Origin of the sequence: Streptomyces sp. NPDC097981, assembly GCF_040302565.1 — a bacterium.
GTDB lineage: Bacteria > Actinomycetota > Actinomycetes > Streptomycetales > Streptomycetaceae > Streptomyces.
Window position 1 is genome coordinate 40,520 of sequence record NZ_JBEORW010000033.1, and the last position, 16,343, is coordinate 56,862.

The 16,343-nt window shown below is 73.3% G+C and carries 17 protein-coding genes and 1 pseudogene; 16 read left to right on the forward strand and 2 right to left on the reverse strand.

Annotated features, from left to right (window positions below):
* Nucleotides 1-69: 69 nt before the first annotated feature.
* The 3 genes from ABTY04_RS27850 to ABTY04_RS27860 are packed head-to-tail and all read left to right on the forward strand — an operon-like array spanning nt 70 to nt 1,126.
* Entirely contained in the window at nt 70-513 is a 444-nt protein-coding gene (locus ABTY04_RS27850; RefSeq protein WP_352216141.1) for a phage tail protein, read from the forward strand.
* Nucleotides 513-980: a hypothetical protein gene (locus tag ABTY04_RS27855; RefSeq protein ID WP_502996733.1), complete on the forward strand. Its 468-nt coding sequence runs from the start codon at nt 513-515 to the stop codon at nt 978-980. The genes ABTY04_RS27850 and ABTY04_RS27855 overlap by 1 nt, the downstream gene beginning before the upstream one ends.
* Nucleotides 977-1,126: a hypothetical protein gene (locus ABTY04_RS27860; protein WP_352216143.1), complete on the forward strand. Its 150-nt coding sequence runs from the start codon at nt 977-979 to the stop codon at nt 1,124-1,126. Before ABTY04_RS27855 ends, ABTY04_RS27860 begins: the two co-directional genes overlap by 4 nt.
* 1,691 nt (nt 1,127-2,817) lie before the next feature.
* Here the strand turns inward: ABTY04_RS27860 and ABTY04_RS27865 are convergent.
* A complete protein-coding gene (locus tag ABTY04_RS27865) occupies nt 2,818-3,237 on the reverse strand; it encodes a hypothetical protein (protein WP_352216144.1) in 420 nt (139 codons plus the stop codon).
* A 175-nt stretch (nt 3,238-3,412) separates the two neighbouring features.
* Between ABTY04_RS27865 and ABTY04_RS27870 the strand changes: the two genes are divergently transcribed.
* The 13 genes and pseudogenes from ABTY04_RS27870 to thpR all read left to right on the forward strand — a co-directional run bounded on the left by ABTY04_RS27870 (nt 3,413) and on the right by thpR (nt 15,014).
* The gene (locus ABTY04_RS27870; protein WP_352216145.1) at nt 3,413-3,640 is read left to right on the forward strand and encodes a hypothetical protein; all 228 of its coding nucleotides are present in this window, start codon (nt 3,413-3,415) and stop codon (nt 3,638-3,640) included.
* Nucleotides 3,641-3,695: 55 nt separating this feature from the next.
* Nucleotides 3,696-4,133 (forward strand): phage tail protein, encoded by a 438-nt coding sequence (locus ABTY04_RS27875; protein WP_352216146.1) that lies wholly within the window; start codon nt 3,696-3,698, stop codon nt 4,131-4,133.
* A gap of 1 nt (nt 4,134) precedes the next feature.
* Nucleotides 4,135-4,860, forward strand: coding sequence for a CIS tube protein (locus ABTY04_RS27880; RefSeq protein ID WP_352216147.1), 726 nt, complete (start codon nt 4,135-4,137; stop codon nt 4,858-4,860).
* Nucleotides 4,857-6,692, forward strand: a complete 1,836-nt coding sequence (locus ABTY04_RS27885) for a VgrG-related protein (RefSeq protein ID WP_352216148.1) — start codon at nt 4,857-4,859, stop codon at nt 6,690-6,692. Before ABTY04_RS27880 ends, ABTY04_RS27885 begins: the two co-directional genes overlap by 4 nt.
* Nucleotides 6,693-6,771: 79 nt before the next feature.
* Nucleotides 6,772-7,221: a GPW/gp25 family protein gene (locus ABTY04_RS27890; RefSeq protein ID WP_352216149.1), complete on the forward strand. Its 450-nt coding sequence runs from the start codon at nt 6,772-6,774 to the stop codon at nt 7,219-7,221.
* Complete coding sequence (locus tag ABTY04_RS27895) at nt 7,221-9,170, forward strand: putative baseplate assembly protein (RefSeq protein ID WP_352216150.1); 1,950 nt, start codon at nt 7,221-7,223, stop codon at nt 9,168-9,170. The genes ABTY04_RS27890 and ABTY04_RS27895 overlap by 1 nt, the downstream gene beginning before the upstream one ends.
* Nucleotides 9,167-9,766 carry a phage tail protein gene (locus tag ABTY04_RS27900; protein ID WP_352216151.1) on the forward strand — a complete coding sequence of 200 codons (600 nt, stop codon included), beginning with the start codon at nt 9,167-9,169 and terminating at the stop codon, nt 9,764-9,766. The genes ABTY04_RS27895 and ABTY04_RS27900 overlap by 4 nt, the downstream gene beginning before the upstream one ends.
* 5 nt (nt 9,767-9,771) lie before the next feature.
* Nucleotides 9,772-10,932 (forward strand): NADase-type glycan-binding domain-containing protein, encoded by a 1,161-nt coding sequence (locus ABTY04_RS27905; RefSeq protein ID WP_352216152.1) that lies wholly within the window; start codon nt 9,772-9,774, stop codon nt 10,930-10,932.
* A gap of 145 nt (nt 10,933-11,077) precedes the next feature.
* A complete protein-coding gene (locus ABTY04_RS27910; protein ID WP_352216153.1) occupies nt 11,078-11,875 on the forward strand; it encodes a hypothetical protein in 798 nt (265 codons plus the stop codon).
* Between the two features lie 325 nt (nt 11,876-12,200).
* A pseudogene (locus ABTY04_RS27915) lies at nt 12,201-12,509 on the forward strand (amino acid permease); the annotation flags it as partial.
* Nucleotides 12,510-12,607: 98 nt separating this feature from the next.
* Nucleotides 12,608-12,859 (forward strand): hypothetical protein, encoded by a 252-nt coding sequence (locus ABTY04_RS27920; protein ID WP_352216196.1) that lies wholly within the window; start codon nt 12,608-12,610, stop codon nt 12,857-12,859.
* Between the two features lie 233 nt (nt 12,860-13,092).
* A complete protein-coding gene (locus ABTY04_RS27925; protein WP_352216154.1) occupies nt 13,093-14,337 on the forward strand; it encodes a glycosyltransferase in 1,245 nt (414 codons plus the stop codon).
* 92 nt (nt 14,338-14,429) lie between these two features.
* Nucleotides 14,430-15,014 carry an RNA 2',3'-cyclic phosphodiesterase gene (thpR, locus tag ABTY04_RS27930; RefSeq protein ID WP_352216155.1) on the forward strand — a complete coding sequence of 195 codons (585 nt, stop codon included), beginning with the start codon at nt 14,430-14,432 and terminating at the stop codon, nt 15,012-15,014.
* Nucleotides 15,015-15,068: 54 nt separating this feature from the next.
* On the opposite strand, the gene ABTY04_RS27935 is transcribed toward thpR, so the two are convergent.
* Nucleotides 15,069-16,280, reverse strand: a complete 1,212-nt coding sequence (locus ABTY04_RS27935; RefSeq protein WP_352216156.1) for a pyridoxal phosphate-dependent aminotransferase — start codon at nt 16,278-16,280, stop codon at nt 15,069-15,071.
* Between the last annotated feature and the right edge of the window lie 63 nt (nt 16,281-16,343).

The window sequence follows — 16,343 nt, forward strand, 5'->3', positions numbered from 1 at the left end:
GAACCGCCGTGGTGACCGCAGTCGACGTCTCCAAGCCCAGCCCCACTCACGTACAAGGAGCAGCCTCGTATGTCCCTTCAGCCCGGTGACGCTCTCACCTCGCACAATTTCGGCCTTCAGATCGACGGCGTCATGGTCGAGTTCCTCCAGGAAGTCAGCAGCCTCTCCATGGAGCAGGACGTCATCGAATACCAGCAGGTCTCGGCAGACGGCAGGCCCGTCATCAAGAAGCTTCCCGGTGTGAAGAAGGCCGGCCAGTGCTCGGTGACCCGCGGGGCGACCCAGTCCAGCGCGTTCACCGAGTGGATCCGGGCCTCCATCAACGGGGACATGGGGTCGGCCCGCAAGAACGCCACGATCATGATGATGGACTACCAGGACAATCCGGTGCGCCGGTACAACCTGCGCAATGCCTGGTGTTCGAAGGTGGAGATCAGCTCGGTGAAGGCGGGCGCCGCGTCGGCGCTCACCGAGCAGGTCACCATCACCTTCGAAGAGATGGTCATCGAGTAATGCGGCGCCAGGGACCGGGAAGAGGCGCGATGGCGGTGCCGTCGCCGGCAGCGGACGCGTCGCTGCCGGCGCCCGGCGCGGGCGGCGTACGGCAGGCGCTGCGAACGGAGTTCGAGTTCGAGCTGCCGCGCGGGTTCGTGGACGAGGCAGGGACGGTGCACCGGAGCGGGGCGATGCGGCTGGCCACGGCACGCGATGAGCTGGTACCGCTGCGGGACGTCCGGGTCCGGGAGAACCCGGCGTACCTGTCCGTGGTCCTGCTGGGCCGGGTGATCACCCGGCTGGGCACGCTGGCCGTGGTGCACGACGGGACGGTGGAGAACATGTTCGCCTCCGATCTCGCGTTCCTCCAGGACTTCTACCGGCGGATCAACGCGGAGGGCCACACCCGCGCGGCGGTCACCTGCCCGCACTGCGAGGGGGCCTTCGAGGTCGAGCTGGCCGGGAGCCGCCTGGGGGAATCGTGACGTACGCGGCCGACCTGATCGAGGAGGAGACCGCGTACCTGGCCTACCACTTCCACTGGGGGATGGACGCGATCCTCGATCTGGAACATGCGGACCGGCAGGCGTACGTGCGGCGGCTCGGGGAGCTGGTCCAGCCGTCGGAGTAACGCTGTGCCGGGCTCCGGCCAAGAACAGAAGAGAAAGACAAGCGACGGAAGGGGGAGGTCATGGGACTGTTCAAGTGGCGCCGCCGCGAGCTGCCGCCGGCTGTGGGCGCGGCGGCCGCGCCGGTGCCCGCGCCGGTGCCCGCGCCGGCGGACGGCGGCTGGGCGGTGACGGCGCCGGTCCAGCGCGTACTGACGGCGCCTCGCCTGACCTCCGAACGGGATTTCGCGGCTTCCCTGGCGACGCACCAGAGGCTGTCGTTCACCGGCGAGCCGGAGCACTCGGTGGCCGCCTCGGCTCCTTCGGGTCTCTTGCCCGACGCCCTCGTCCCGGTGCAGCCGGGCCCGGTCCCGCTTCCCCTTCCGGCCCGCCGTCTGACTCCGACCGCCCCGGTGGCGGGGCACCCTGCGCCGGGCACGCCGAAGGCGGCTGCCCCCTCCGAGGCAGCCCCCCACGTCCAGCGCGCCGCCCGACCCGCCCCGGATCCCGCGGGGCAACGCACCCCCACCACGGCAGCGGCTCAGCCATCCGCAACCCCGCAGGCCGAACCGGCCCAACCGCCGCTGCGCCCGCAGGCCGAACCGGCTCAGCTGCCCGCGGCAGCCCAGCAGGCCGAGCCGGTCCAGCGGTCCGCAGCCCCGATCACCGGACCCACGCCGCCGACCGGCAACGCCGTCCAGCGGTCCGCCGCCACAACGACCGGGCCGGTCCCGGCCTCGCCCGCCATGGCAGGTGGACTGCACGCGCCCCTGCCAACCGAACCGCCCCTGGCCCCGCAGGCCGATTCGGTGCAAGCCTCCTTGGCGCCACCCGCCACGGCGCCGCATGCCAAGCCGGTCCAGCAGCCCTCGGTCGCCACCACCGAGCCGGTCCCGCCGGTCACGGTCCCGGCCGACAACGCCGTTCAGCGGTCCGCAGCTTCGGAGGCCGCGCAGGCCAAGCCGAATCCGCCGTCCCCGGCCCCGAACGCCGAGCCCGTTCAGCGCATCGTGCTTCCGCCCGTCACGGCAGCTCACCGGCCCTTCGCCCTGCAGACCGGGACGGTCCCGCCGGTCCCCGACCCGACCGCCAAGGCCGTACAGCGGGCCGCGGCGGAGCCGGGGTCCGTTGTGACACGTGCCGTGGCTCCGGCGGCGGACGGGACCGGGCAGGTCGCGGCATCCGGATCTGCCGGGACGGGCTCCCGGGCCACGCCCACGGCCACGCCGCCTGCTGTGCAGCGGTCCGCCGAGTCGGTTCCGACCGCGGGTCGGGGGAACGCGGCGGCCACCGGAGCCGTACCTCCCGGCCGGCGCCCTGCACCGACCGCACCGCGCTCGGCCGTTCCGTACCCCCACTCAGCCACCGCGCAGCAGGACGGTACGGCTCCGGCCGGTCCGGCCGGTGCTCTCCCCCGGGTCTCGCAGACAGCCGCATCGGAGACCGCCGTGCCCGTGGTGCGGGCCGGGACGCCCGTTCCCGCCGGCAGCGCCAACGGCCGCCCCGTGCCCGTGATCCCCGTCGCGCGGCGGGCCGCTCGCGTGCCGCCGCCCCTGCTGTCCGCGCCCCGTCCTGCGGCGCCTTCGCGGCAGCTGTGGCCTGTCGGCGCCGTCCCTCCCGTTCCGGGAGCCCCGGACGTCCCCGTACCCGGCGCAACCCCCGCGTCGGATACGGGGATCCAGACCCGGCCCTCACCAGCGGATCCCGCCTCCGCTCAGGGGGTCCCGAACGTCCCCGTGCCCGTGGTTCCCCCAACCACGGGTACGGGGATGCAGCGCCCGCTCGTACGCCGGGTCCAGCGTGCCGCGTCCGCCCGGCCGCAGACCCCGGTGCGGCGGCCGCTGATCGGCGCACCGCTCGCCCCGGCGGGGCCGGTCCCGGCGGCGGTCCCCGGGCTGCCCGCCCCCGCCGCACCGGTCCCGCCCATCCCCTCACGGGTACGGACACCGACGCCGACGACGCCGACGTACGTGCCGGCCGAGCCGCTGCCTTCCGTGCGGATACCCGGGCCCCGGATCCAGCGCGCCGTCGCGCCCGCTCCGGCCGTACCCGTCCCACTGGCCTCCGGACGGCCGCTCACCCCGGCCGGCCCGGCTTCCGGTACCGCGCCTGCCGCACCCCTGGTGACGGCCATCGCGCTGCGGCGGACTGCACCGGCGCCGCCCGGAGCCCCACCGCTGCCGGTGGCGTCCCTCGGCCGGCATACCCCGCCAGGGCCCGCGGCCTCACCTGCGACAGCGCCCGTCACCCTGCCCTCCGCACCGGCGGCCGTCCCACTTCAACGCGCTGCACCCCCCGCACCCGCAGCGGTGCCGCCACCCGTACCCATACCGATCCAGCCCGCGCCGGCACCCGCACCCGCGCCCGCTCCGCCGTCCTCCCCGGAGCAGACGGCCGCTCCCACGGGTGCTCCGGCTCCGGCCGCCCAGGCCGAACTGGACGCCCTGGCCCGGCGGCTGGTGGCCCCGCTGTCCCGGCTGCTGCGCGCTGAACTGCGCGGCGACCGCGAACGGCTGGGCCGGCTCCGCGACCGCTGACCCGCACCCCGCCCCAGAATCCGGAACCCGACGCATCACGAACAGAGAGTCCCGCATGCCCACGCCCCCTGACCCCGGCTCCACCGTCTTCTTCAAGCTCAGCATCGACGGCCAGAACCTCGGGCTGTTCAACGGCTGCGACGGGCTCTCGTCCCAGGTCGAGATCGAGCAGCACCAGGAAGGCGGCAACAACGGGTTCGTCTGGCAGCTGCCCACCCGCGTCACGTTCTCCACCATCCGGCTCACCCGTCCCCTTACCCCCGACACCGCTCGCGTCGCCGCCTGGATCTCCTCCCTCACCACCGGAATCACCCGCCCCACCGCGCAGATCGCCGCCCTGCGCGCCGACGGGTCCGTCGTCGCCCAGTGGGGCCTGGTCGAGGTGCTCCCCGTGCGCTGGACCGGTCCCACGCTGAACCCGGCCAGTCCGTCCGTCGCCACCGAGACGCTGGAGATCGCCCACCACGGGTTCACCGACGCGGGGGGTGCCTGAGATGGCGGCTCCCACGGGCGGCCGCGCCGCCGCCGGGCTGTCCCGGGCCTCTCTGGCCGTCCACCATCCGCCCGCCCGGCTCGGCGGCGCCATGGGCGGGCTGATCGGCGAGGTCCGGTTCCAGTTCAACCCGCGCCAGCTGCAGCTGTCCCGCTCCGCGCACTGGCGCAACGATCCGGCCGTGGCCTACACCCGCGGCGCGCCGTCGAAGTTCACGGGCGTCGCCCCGGCTCAGTTGCGCGTCGACGTATTCCTCGACGCCTCGGGGACCCCCGGCGCGAACACCGTCCAGCGCCAGGTGGAACTCCTGCTCCTCTGCTGCGAGGTGACGGAGCAGAGCGTCACCTCGCAGGCCCCGTCGCCGCCTTGGGTGAAGTTCTCGTGGGGGGCGTTCAGCACCGTCCAGTTCACCGCCTGCGTGACCAACGCGAGCGCCACCTACACCTTGTTCAGCCCCAACGGGACTCCGCTGCGCGCCACCTGCTCCCTGTCCCTCACGGAGATCCCGACGGAGGTCAAGCGCCAGAACCCGACGTCGGGCGCCCTGTCCGCGCGTCGCGTGCACCGCACCGTCGCCGGTGACACCCTCGCCTCGCTGGCATGGCGGGAGTACGGGGACCCGACCCGGTGGAGGGTGATCGCGGAGGCGAACGGCATCGACGACCCGATGCGGCTGCGTCCGGGGACCGAACTGCTGCTGCCCGCCGCCTCGGAGAGTGCCGCATGAGCGAGAACACCTTCACGACCCTCCTGCACGTCACGTTGGGCGGCGCCGTGCTTCCCGACCCGCTCGCCGTCTGCCTCACCGAGGGCTGGGTGGACGCGAGCGTGAACGTCCCTTCCGCGTTCCAGCTGGTCTTCAGCGACGGCGACGGCGCCCTGACCCGGCTCTACCCGCAGCTCGCCGTCGGCTCGAAGGCGGTGCTGAGCCCGTTCACCGACGGGGTCCGCGGTACTCCGCTGATCACCGGCGAGGTCACAGCCGTCGAGGTGGACTCCGAGCCCGGGGACGTCCGGCGGCTGGTGCTGCGGGGCTACGACCCCGGTCACCGGCTGCTGCGCAACCGCCGGGTCGCGGGGTACCCGCAGATGACGGCGTCGGACATCGTGCGCAGGCTGGCCGGGCAGTGCGGGCTCGCCCTGGGCCGCGTCGACCCGACCCCCACGGTGTACGAGCTCGCCACGCAGCCCGGCATCACGGACTGGGACTACCTGTCCCGGCTGGCGGCGGAGAATGACGTCCGGCTGTCCTTCGACGCCGACGGCAAGCTCGATTTCGCCGCGCTCGCGCCCGCCTCGGGTGCGCCCGCCGAGACCACGCCCGCACTGCAGAGCCCGTACGTCCTGGAGTTCGGCCACAACACCCTGCAGAGCAGGATCTCGCTGACCTCGGCCGGGCAGGTCCGCCAGGTGACCGTGCGCGGTTGGGACATGCTGACGAAGCGGCCGCTGGCCGCCCCGGCTCCGGCCGGCAGCAGCCCGGACGTCCTGGCCGACGTTTCGGCCGCGCGGCTGGCAGCGCCGTTCGGGCCCTCGGACCTGGACGCGACCCGGGTTCCGTACACGACGCCGTCCGAGGTCACCCATGCCGCCCGGGCGCTCGCCGACGACGTCGCGGGCTCCTTCGCCGAGCTGGAGGTGGCGGTCACCGGCAACCCGGGCCTGGTGCCGGGCCGGCCGGTCACCGTGAAGGGCGCCGGGTTCCCGTTCGAGGGCAAGTACACGGCGACGGGGGTCCGCCACGTCTTCTCCTCCGGGCGGCCCTACGTCACCTGGCTGACCGTTTCAGGCCGGCAGTTCCGCTCGCTCTACGGCCTGGCTTCGGGCGGCGGCGGGGGCGGGGAGCCGGCGGCGCCGCTGCCCGGTGTGGCGGTGGCCCTGGTGACCAACGTCAAGGACCCGCTGGGGCTGGGCCGGGTGCGGCTGCGCTTCCCCTGGCTGTCGGACACGTACGAGAGCGGCTGGTGCCGGGTCGCCCAGTTCGGCGGCGTCGGGGGCGGCGGACTGCTGCTGCCGGACGTCAACGACGAGGTGCTGTGCGCCTTCGACCGCGGCTCCCTGGAGCACCCGTACGTCCTCGCCGGTCTCTACAACGGCGTGGACAGGGCGACCCGCGAGCCGGACGGGATCGCGCCGGTCGACCCCACCGGCGGGAAGGTCAACTGGCGTTCGCTGACGGCGCGCAGCGGCCACACGGTGGAGTTCCTGGAGCGTTCCGGGGCGGCGCGCCCGGCCAGCGGGATCCGGCTGCGCACCGGCGACGGCGCACTGACGGTGCAGCTCGACGAAGCGCGCACGACGCTGACCATCAGCAGCGACGGAAAGGTCACCATCCACGGCGCCCGCGGGGTCACGGTGGACTCCGGGGGCGACCTGACACTGTCGGCGAAGGGGGCGCTGTCCCTCGACGCAGGTACCGGACTCCATCTGAAGGCCGGCGTCGGCGTGGATCTGGAGACGACCGGCCGGGTCGGCATCAAGGCCCTCGGCAACGTCGGGGTCACGGCCGCGACGGTGTCGCTGATGGGCATCACGACCCGCAACGGACTGCCGTTCTGAACGGGTTGCCGGATCGAAGCGGCGGCGGCCCCGGGAGACCGGGCCGCCGCACCGAAAGACCGCGAGGGACGGAAAACAGGTGAGCGAGCACTTCGTCGGGGCCGGCTGGGCCTTCCCGATGCGGATCGACCCGGGCGGCTCCATCGCGCTGGCCCGCCGCGACCGTGAGGTCGAGGAGGCCATGCGCCTCGTCCTGGCCACGGCTCCCGGCGAGCGGCCGATGCGGCCCGAGTTCGGCTGCGCGGTGCACGACCTGGTCTTCGCCCCGGCCAACGACGCGACGGCCGGGCGGATCCGGTACGAGGTGCGCACCGCCCTCGACCGCTGGGAGCCCCGCATCGAGGTGCACGAGGTGACCGTGACCCCCGCCCCGGACGACCCGGCTGTGCTGCACATCGACGTCCGCTACGCCGTGCGCGGCACGAACAACCCCCGCAGCCTCGTCTTCCCCTTCTACGTGATCCCCGCCGAGGGCGCCGAGGCGGAGCACTCCGGCGGCGCCGCTTCCAGCGAAAGCGAACGACACTGATGGCCCTGCCCGCACCCCGGCTCGACGACCGGCACTTCCAGCAGTTCGTCGACGACGCCAAGCGCTACATCCAGCAGCGCTGCCCCGAGTGGAGCGACCACAACGTCTCCGACCCGGGGGTCACCCTGATCGAGGCCGTGGCCCACATGGCCGACCAGCTCGTCTACCGCCTCAACCGGGTCCCGGAGAAGAACCAGCTGGCTTTCCTGGACCTCCTGGGCATCACGCTCTTCCCGCCGTCGGCGGCCCGCGCCCCCGTCACCTTCTGGCTGGCTGCACCCCAGCCGGAGCCCTTGGTCCTGCCGGCCGGCACCGAGGTGGCCACCGGCCGTACGGAGACCGACGAAGCGGTGGTCTTCGCCACCGAGCGGGACCTGGAGCTCGTCCCCTGCGAGCTCGCGCACCTGCTGCGCCAGGGCGCCGGGGCCCCGCCCGTGGACTGCTCGCGGGAGGTGCGGGCGGGTGCGGACGTGCCGGTGTTCACCGCGCTGCCGCAACCCGGCGACCTGCTGCTGTTCGGGCTGTCGGCGGCCGTGCCCCACTGCGCGGCCGTACTGCGGCTGGACAGCCGGGTGGACGGCGTGGGGGTGGACCCACGGCAGCCGCCGCTGGTGTGGGAGGCGTGGACCGCGGACGGCTGGACGGAGTGCGAGGTGGACTCCGACTCCACGGGCGGCCTCAACCGGCCCGGCGAGGTGGTGCTCCACCTGCCGGGCGGGCACACGGTGTCCCGGCTGGGCGGGCTGGAGGCGGGCTGGGTGCGCTGCCAGGTGACGGCGGCCCGGCCCGGGCAGCCGTTCTACGCCTCCTCGCCGACCGTCCGCGACGCCGCCGCGTTCACCATCGGCGGTACGGTCACCGCCGCGCACGCCGAGTTCGTCCGGGAGGAGCCGCTCGGCGATGCCCCCGGTGTGCCGGGGCACCGGGTGCGGCTGGCGCACGTACCGGTGGTGGGCGACGTACGGCTGGACGTGTCGGACGGCGAGGGCTGGCAGCGGTGGCGGAGCGTGCCCGACTTCTCGGCGTCCGGTCCCGGGGACCGGCACTTCACCCTGGACGCGACGCTCGGTGAGATCGCGTTCGGTCCCGCGGTACGGGAACCCGACGGCTCACTGCGCCGTTTCGGGGCCGTTCCGGCGAAGGGCGCGGCCGTACGGGCCACCCGGTACGGGGTGGGCGGCGGCCGCGGCGGGAACGTGGCCCGGGGCACGATCCAGGTGCTGCGCAGTTCCATCCCGTACATCGCGCGGGTGGAGAACCGGGAGGCCGCACGGGGAGGAGTGGACGGGGAGACGGTCGACCAGGCCCGGGTCCGGGCGCCGATCGCGCTGCGCGCACAGGAGCGGGCCGTGACGGCCCGGGACTACGAGGAACTGACCCGGCGGGCCGCACCGGAGGCGGCCCGGATCCAGTGCCTCGCCGCCGGCACGGACGCGGTGGACGGCGAGAACGCGGTACGGGTGCTCGTGGTCCCGCAGGCCGTGACGGACCGGGGAGGCCGACTGCGCTTCGAGCAGCTGGTCCCGGGTGACGAACTCCTGGCCCGGATCACCGGGTTCCTCGACGAGCGGCGGCCGCTGGGCACCCGGCTGGCCGTCGGGCCGCCGTTCTACCAGGGGGTGACGGTGGTGGCCACCGTTCACTGCTACCGCGCGGCGACGGCGGACCGGGTGCGCGGGGAGGCGCTGGACGCCCTGTACGCGTATCTGGATCCGCTGTCGGGCGGGGCCCACGGCCGGGGCTGGCCGTTCGGCCGGTCGCTGCGTGCGGGCGAGGTGTTCGCCGCGCTGCAGCGGGTTCCGGGGGTGGAGCTGGTCGACGAGGTCCTGCTGCATCCGGCCGACCCGCTGACGGGGCGGCGCGGGGACGCGACCGACCGGGTCGATCTCGGGCCCGCGGCCCTGCTGTTCCCCTTCGACCACCGTGTGCGCGTCATCGAGGCCCGGTGAGCGGGGCAGGCCCGGGCGCGCGCGGTGCGCTGGACGGGCTCCGGTCTCCGTATCCGCTGGGCGAAGCGCTGCCCGCCGTGTACGCCGACGACGAGCTCGCCCAGCGGTTCGTCACCGGGCTCGACGCGATGCTTGCTCCGGTGTTCAACGTACTCGACTGCCTGGAGGCGTACTTCGACCCGGCGCTCGCACCGGCCGACTTCGTCGACTGGCTCGCCGACTGGGTCGGTGCGGAGCTGTCCGGGACCGAGCCGCTGGCGGTGCGCCGCCACGCGGTCGCGACCGCCGCGGCCCTGCACCGGCTGCGCGGCACCCGCCGGGGGCTGGCCGAGGCGGTGCGCCTCTCGTTCGGGGTGCAGCCGGAGATCGCCGAGAGCGGCGGGGCCTGCTGGGCGGCGAAGCCGCTGGGCCCGTTCCCCGGGTCGCCGCGCGCCGCACTGCACGTCCGCGTACGGCTGCGGCATCCGGCCCCCGGCGCCGCGCACCTGCTGCACGCCGTGGTCGCGGCGGCCCGCCCCGCACACCTGCCGTTCACGGCCGAAGTACTGACCGGTGTCTCCACCGACTCCTCCTCCCCTGTTCCGGAAGGGAACTGAACACGATGCCCGAGACCGGGACCGCCCCCTGCCCCGAGTGCGCGGCGCCGTCGCGTACGACCGGCCAGTCCTTCTGCGACTCGTGCGGCGCCTTCCTGCGCTGGGACACCGGCGGCGGCGCGCGCGGCACCCGCGGCGCGCAAGACGCTCCCGCGGGAGCCGCCGCCGGGACCGCCGCGGACCGGGCCGAGGCCGCGACCGCCCCTCTGCCCGCGGTGCCGGAGGCGGCGGAGCGAGCCGGACGAACCGATCGGGAACAGCCGGCCGAACGGCCGGAGCCCGGAACAGGAAGTACCGAGTCCGCCCCGGACCTGTCCTCCGCCGGTGCCGCCCGCGCGCTGCTGGTGCCGGTGCCCGAGGCCTCGGGCGACGAACCGGAGCCGGGCGGTCGCCCCGGTACCGTACTGCCCGGCCGGCCGGAAGCGGCCCGTCCGCGGGTGCGCACGCCGCAGCCCGCCCGAGCGGCGCAAGAAGGCCCTCCCTGCCCTGCCTGCGGTACCCCCAATGCCCCGCAGCGGTCGTTCTGCCGCGACTGCGCCACCGCACTGGGCGAGCGCCGGGCCGATCCGGAGAGCAGCCCGTACGCCGGACAGCGACCGGCCCTGCACCGGGAACGGCGGCGCTGGATCGTCCGGGCCGTGGTGGTGTCGGCCGTCGCCTTGGTCGTGGTGGGCGGGCTGATCGGCGGTCCGCCCGCCGCACGCGCGGTCCAGGACCACTTCGCCAAGCGGGTCGCGGTCCGGCCGACGGGCTGGACGGCCTCGCACTCCGCCGAGGGGCACGGCCCGGAGCAGGCCTTCGACAGCTACTCCAACACCTGGTGGGGTACGGGGTATGCGGGCGATTCCAACGGTCAGCACCTCCAGGCCGATTTCGCCCAGCCGATGGACCTGCTGGCGGTCCTCGTCACGCCGGGCACCTCCAAGCGCCCCGGGAAAGCAGCCGACCAGGCGCGGCCGCAGGAGCTGGACCTCATCGTCACCGACTCGGCCGGGCGTACCCGGACCACGCACAAGACCCTCGACGACGGCGGCGTGCAACGGATCGACATACGCCGCCGGAACACAGTGTCGGTACGGATCGTCCTGCGCTCGGCGTACGGGAGCGGACCGGACCGGCAGGTCGCGGTGGCGGAGATCGAGTTCTTCGGCCGCTCGCGCGGGTGACGCCGCTCGCATCGGCTTTCACCGTACGACTCCCGGTTTCGTCCAGACTGGGGTGGTCCTGCCGAACGACCGTGGGAAGGTGGGATCCTGCGCCTGCCACTCGCCCCGAATGGCCCGATGCGCCTCGCGCGCGCACGCTGGAGAGGTGAAGACCGAGGCGCCTGCCACGGCCCGGGACGCTGCCGCCGGATTGCTGGAGAATCCCGTCGTCGGCATGGCGCCGTGGATCATCTTCTCGCTGCTGGTCGGACCGGGCAGGTTCGAGATCGCGGTCGTACTCGCCCTGGCGAGCACGATCGTGCTCGTGGCGGCGGGGCGGATCATCAACAGGGGCAGCTCGTGGAAGCTGCTGGAACTCGCCGACCTGGTCTTCTTCACCGTCATGGCCGTCATCGGCGCCCTCGCGAGCGAAGGCACCCGCCGGTGGCTCGAAACGTACGCCGGCGAGGTCTCCAACATCGCCCTCGTCCTGATCGCCTTCGGGTCCATGGCGCTCCGCATGCCCTTCACCCTCCAGTACGCGCGTGAGCGGGTCGATCCGGCGTACTGGAACACGCCCGCGTTCCTGCGGACCAACTACCTCATCACCGGGGTGTGGGGGCTGGCGTTCCTGGTCGCCGCCGTCGCGGGCGGGTACGGCGACCTGGTGCTGCACAATCCGAACAACATCTGGACCGGATGGATCATCCAGATCCTGGCCATCACCGCGGCCGTGCGCTTCACCGCCTGGTACCCGGACGTCGCACGCGCCCGGGCCCTGCGCGAGGCGGGCCAACCGGGACCGGAGCCGCCGCACCTGGCCGGGATGTTCCTGCCCCTGGCCGGGCTGCTGGTGCCGATCGGGATCGCCGTGCTGATCTTCGACGACAACGTGTGGTGGCTGGGCGTGGCCCTGATCATCGGCGGCAGCATGCTCACGAAGGCCCTGACGACACTCAACTGACCTCCCCAGCCCCAGGGCTCGGATCAGGCGTCCGTTCGGGGGGTCGGTCGCGTGCGCCGGCCGCCATGGCCGTGACGGGGAAGCCGGGAAGAGGACACTGGGCGGGGCCCTGCCGCCGCGTACGGAACCGGAGCGGCCGAGGAGAGGCGAGGTGGCCGAGGTGGCGGACGCTCCGGCGGACCCCCGGAACAGCGAGAACGGATCGGACGGCGCGGATTCCGTCGAGCTCGGGGGCTACCGCCAGGAGCTGAAGCGGACGCTCGGCTCCTTCCAGGCCGTCCCGCGCGCGATCGTGGGATCGGTCGTGGCGGCTTCGGTCCTGGGCGTGCTGTTCCTGATCGCGCTCACCGTCGCGATCAAGGACATCACGCGGATCTCCGCCAGCGGCTCACCGGTCGCGGCCATCATGCGCGACCAGCTCGGTCCGGTCATGGAGCGGGTGCTGCTGGTCGCGATCACGTTCGCGTTCTTCGGTGCCGGGGTCGTGGCGATGGCGGCGTGCGCGCGCCTCGTCTTCGCGATGGCGCGCGACGGGCGCTTCCCGGCCCGCCGGCTGATGCGGCAGGTCAGCCCGCGGACCCGGACGCCGGTCCCGGCGACCGTCCTGATCTTCGCCCTGGGGGTCGTCCTGATGGTCGCGCTGCCGGGCGACGTGCTGCTGGAGCTGATCACGGCATCGACGATCCTCCCGGCGCTCATCTACGGCGCTCGACGATCTGCCTCTACTTGGCGGTGCGCAGGCGACTGGGCCGCAAGAAGGGGGCGTTCGACCTCGGACGCTTCGAGCTGCCGGTCGCGATCTGCGCGCTGGTGTGGACGCTCGTCGCGCTGTTCGTGCTGGTGTCACCGCGGGAGGCCTTCGACTCCGTCGTGATCGTGGCCGATCTGCTCCTCGTGGGCGGGCTGTTCTTCCTCGGCATGCTGAAACTCGACCGCGAGGCACTGGAGACGGAGCCGGGAGACATGAGCGCCTTCCGTACCTGACGCGGAGGCCGCCGACGCGTTCGTCCGGGCCATGGCAGGGCTGCCTGCGATCAGCGCGGTCCCGACAAAAGCAGCGGACGCCCGTCGAGGTTCCAAGGAGCCGACGCACACGCATGACTGACGCCCCCTCACGTCCGGAGGAAGGGGGCGATGGCACCCGCTGCGGTCGGAGGCAGCCCGGATCCATAGAATCGCCGGTCAAGGCCGGCTTCAAGGATACGGGGAGTTGTGATATGCGCGTGTTGCTGGTGGCGTACGGGTCGCGTGGGGACATCGAGCCGATGGTGGGACTCGCGTTGCAGTTACGGGCACTCGGTGCGGGGGTGCAGATGTGCGCGCCGCCGGACTTCGCAGAGCTGCTGGACGGTTTCGGCCTCCCGCTGGTGCCGCTCGGCCAGTCGGTGCGCGCGATGGCGACCGCGGCCGTGACCGGGAAGACGGCCGGGACGAAGCCTCAGCCGACGAGCATGTCCGAGCGCGCGGCCCGGCTGATCGCCGTGACGTACGAAGCGGTGGCCGCGGTGGCCGAGGGATGCGACGCGGTGGTGGCGACCGGCTTGATCCCGGCCGCGGCCGCGGCGCAGTCGGTGGCCGAGGAACTCGGCGTCCCCTACGCGTTCGTGTCCTACTTCCCGGCCTACCTGCCGTCGCCGCACCACCCTCCGCTCGTGTGGCCGGGGCGGCCGGTCCCGCCGGACGTGACCGACAACCGGGCACTGTGGGACTTGAACAGGGAGAACCTGAACTCGCTGTTCGGCGAGGCGGTCAACACCCACCGGGTGTCGCTCGGCCTCCCCGCGGTGGACAGCGTCCGCGACCACGTCCTCACCGACCGCCCGTGGCTGGCGTCGGATCCGACCCTGAGCCCGTGGCTGCGGCCGGCGGACCTCGACGTGGTGCAGACCGGCGCCTGGATACGGCCGGACGAACGACCGTTCCCCTCCGACCTGGAGGCGTTCCTGGAAGCCGGGGAACCGCCGGTGTACGTGGGCTTCGGCAGCATGCCCGTCCGCGACGCGCAGGACGTCACCCGGGCGGCCGTCGAGGCGGTCCGCGCACAGGGCCGCCGCGCGCTCCTCTCCCGCGGCTGGGCGGACCTGGCCCTGACCGGTGACCAGGGCGACTGCTTCGCCGTCGGCGAGGTCAACCAGCAGGCGCTGTTCCGCCGGGTGGCGGCCATCGTACACCATGGCGGCGCGGGTACGACGACGACCGCCGCCCGGGCCGGCGCGCCCCAGGTGGTGGTGCCCCAGATGGCGGACCAGCCGTACTGGGCCGGCCGGGTGGCCGAGCTGGGCATCGGCGCGGCACACGACGGCCCGAACCCGACCACCGAGTCCCTGTCTGCCGCACTGGAGACGGCCCTGGCTCCGGAGACCCGCGAACGGGCGGCCGCCGTGGCCGCCGCGATCCCCGCCGACGGCGCGGCGGTGGCCGCCAGACAGCTGCTCGACGCGGTCGGCCATCGGCCGCGGTGACGCAGATGTGCACGCGGTCGTGGAGCCTGCCCCGGCAGGCTCCACGTCGTCGAAGATGACTGGATCGTCCCGCGTAAGGTACGAAGTCCCTCGTGAACGAACAGATCCAGCCCGCGACCGTCCGTGTCTTCATCGCCCTCGCCCCGCCCGACGACGCGAAGGACGAACTGGCGCGGGAGCTGCGGCCCGCCTACCGCGCCTACCCGGGCATGCGGTGGAACCGCATCGAGGACTGGCACATCACCCTGGCCTTCCTCGGCGAACTCCCGGTCGCCGCGGTCCCGCTCCTGCAGCCGCCGCTCGCCGCCCTCGCCTCGGCCCACCGGCCCTTGGAGCTGACACTGCGCGGTAGCGGACATTTCGACCAGCGGGTGCTCTGGAGCGGGATCGACGGGGAAATCCAGGGACTGCACCGGCTCACCGCCCAGGTGCGGACCGTCGTCAAGGAATGCGGCATCGCCTTCGAGGACCGCCCGCTGCGTCCGCACCTCACTCTGGCGCGCTCCCGCCGCAGCGACCCCTCCAGCACGCTGGAGGTGGCCGCCACGCTCACCGCGTTCAGCGGCCGCCCCTGGCAGGCCGAGCACCTCCACCTGGTCGGCAGCAACATAGGCCGCGGCCCCGGCCCGATCCATTACCGCGACATCCAGGCCTGGAAGTTCACCGGCAGGGACTGATACCCCCTGGGCCCGCAGCGCAGCCGCCCGCACCAGCTGCCTTCGGCACGCACCTCACTGCCGGTAGCCGCTCAGGAACCGGCCGATCCGGCTGATCGCGGCTTCCAGGTCGTCCGCGTACGGGAGGGTCAGGATCCGGAAGTGGTCGGGCCGGGGCCAGTTGAAGCCGGTGCCCTGGACGACCTGGATCTTCTCCTGGAGCAGCAGGTCGAGCACGAACTTCTCGTCGTCGTGGATCGGGTGCACCTTCGGGTCGATGCGCGGGAACGCGTACAGCGCACCCTTCGGCTTCACGCACGAGACCCCGGGGATCTCGTTCAGCTTCTCCCAGGCCCGGTCACGCTGTTCGAGCAGGCGGCCGCCCGGGGAGGTCAGCTCCCGGATGGACTGGCGGCCGCCGAGGGCGGCCTGGATCGCGTACTGGGCCGGGGCGTTGGCGCACAGCCTCATCGAGGCGAGCATGGCCAGCCCTTCCAGATAGCTCCGCGCATGCTGCTTGGGCCCGGTCACCACCAGCCAGCCGGAGCGGAATCCCGCCACCCGGTACGTCTTCGACAGCCCGCAGAACGTCAGGACGACCAGGTCGGGGGCGAGGGCCGCGGCGGAGTGGTGCACGGCGTCGTCGTACAGGATCTGGTCGTAGATCTCGTCCGCGAACACCATCAGCCGGTGCCGGCGGGCGAGTTCGAGGATTCCCTCGACGATCTCCTTGGGGTAGACCGCGCCCGTCGGGTTGTTGGGGTTGATGATGACCACGGCCTTCGTGCGGTCCGTGATTTTGGACGCCATGTCGTCGAGGTCCGGGTACCAGTCGGCCGACTCGTCGCAGACGTAGTGCACGGCCCTGCCGCCCGCGAGGGTGGTGACGGCCGTCCAGAGCGGGAAGTCGGGGGCGGGGATCAGGACTTCGTCCCCGTCCTCCAGAAGGGCCTGTACGGCCATGGAGACCAGTTCGGAGACCCCGTTGCCGAGGAAGACGTCGTCCACCGTGACATCGGTCAGGCCGATCTCCTGGTACCGCTGGACGACGGCGCGCCGGGCGGAGAGCACACCGCGCGAGTCGGTGTAGCCGTGCGCCCGGGGAAGCATCCGGATCATGTCCTGGACGATCTCCTCGGGCGCCTCGAAGCCGAAGAGGGCCGGGTTCCCCGTGTTGAGGCGCAGCACACTGTGGCCCGCCTCCTCCAGGGCGTCGGCGTGTTCGATCACCGGGCCCCGGATCTCGTAGCAGACCTCGCTGAGCTTGCTCGACTGCCGGAACTCCATGGTGCGCCCTCCCTCGTTCCCGGGGCCCGGATGCCGGACCCGGATCCCGTCGGCCGCGTCTGC

What these genes read in the sequence shown, in the direction of transcription:
- ABTY04_RS27850 (WP_352216141.1), top strand. Translation starts at nt 70, where the DNA reads ATGTCCCTTCAGCCCGGTGACGCTCTCACCTCGCACAATTTCGGCCTT.
- ABTY04_RS27855 (WP_502996733.1), top strand. Translation starts at nt 513, where the DNA reads ATGCGGCGCCAGGGACCGGGAAGAGGCGCGATGGCGGTGCCGTCGCCG.
- ABTY04_RS27865 (WP_352216144.1), bottom strand. Translation starts at nt 3,237, where the DNA reads ATGGCCGTCACCAGGGGTGCGGCAGGCGCGGTACCGGAAGCCGGGCCG.
- ABTY04_RS27875 (WP_352216146.1), top strand. Translation starts at nt 3,696, where the DNA reads ATGCCCACGCCCCCTGACCCCGGCTCCACCGTCTTCTTCAAGCTCAGC.
- ABTY04_RS27880 (WP_352216147.1), top strand. Translation starts at nt 4,135, where the DNA reads ATGGCGGCTCCCACGGGCGGCCGCGCCGCCGCCGGGCTGTCCCGGGCC.
- ABTY04_RS27885 (WP_352216148.1), top strand. Translation starts at nt 4,857, where the DNA reads ATGAGCGAGAACACCTTCACGACCCTCCTGCACGTCACGTTGGGCGGC.
- ABTY04_RS27895 (WP_352216150.1), top strand. Translation starts at nt 7,221, where the DNA reads ATGGCCCTGCCCGCACCCCGGCTCGACGACCGGCACTTCCAGCAGTTC.
- ABTY04_RS27905 (WP_352216152.1), top strand. Translation starts at nt 9,772, where the DNA reads ATGCCCGAGACCGGGACCGCCCCCTGCCCCGAGTGCGCGGCGCCGTCG.
- ABTY04_RS27925 (WP_352216154.1), top strand. Translation starts at nt 13,093, where the DNA reads ATGCGCGTGTTGCTGGTGGCGTACGGGTCGCGTGGGGACATCGAGCCG.
- ABTY04_RS27935 (WP_352216156.1), bottom strand. Translation starts at nt 16,280, where the DNA reads ATGGAGTTCCGGCAGTCGAGCAAGCTCAGCGAGGTCTGCTACGAGATC.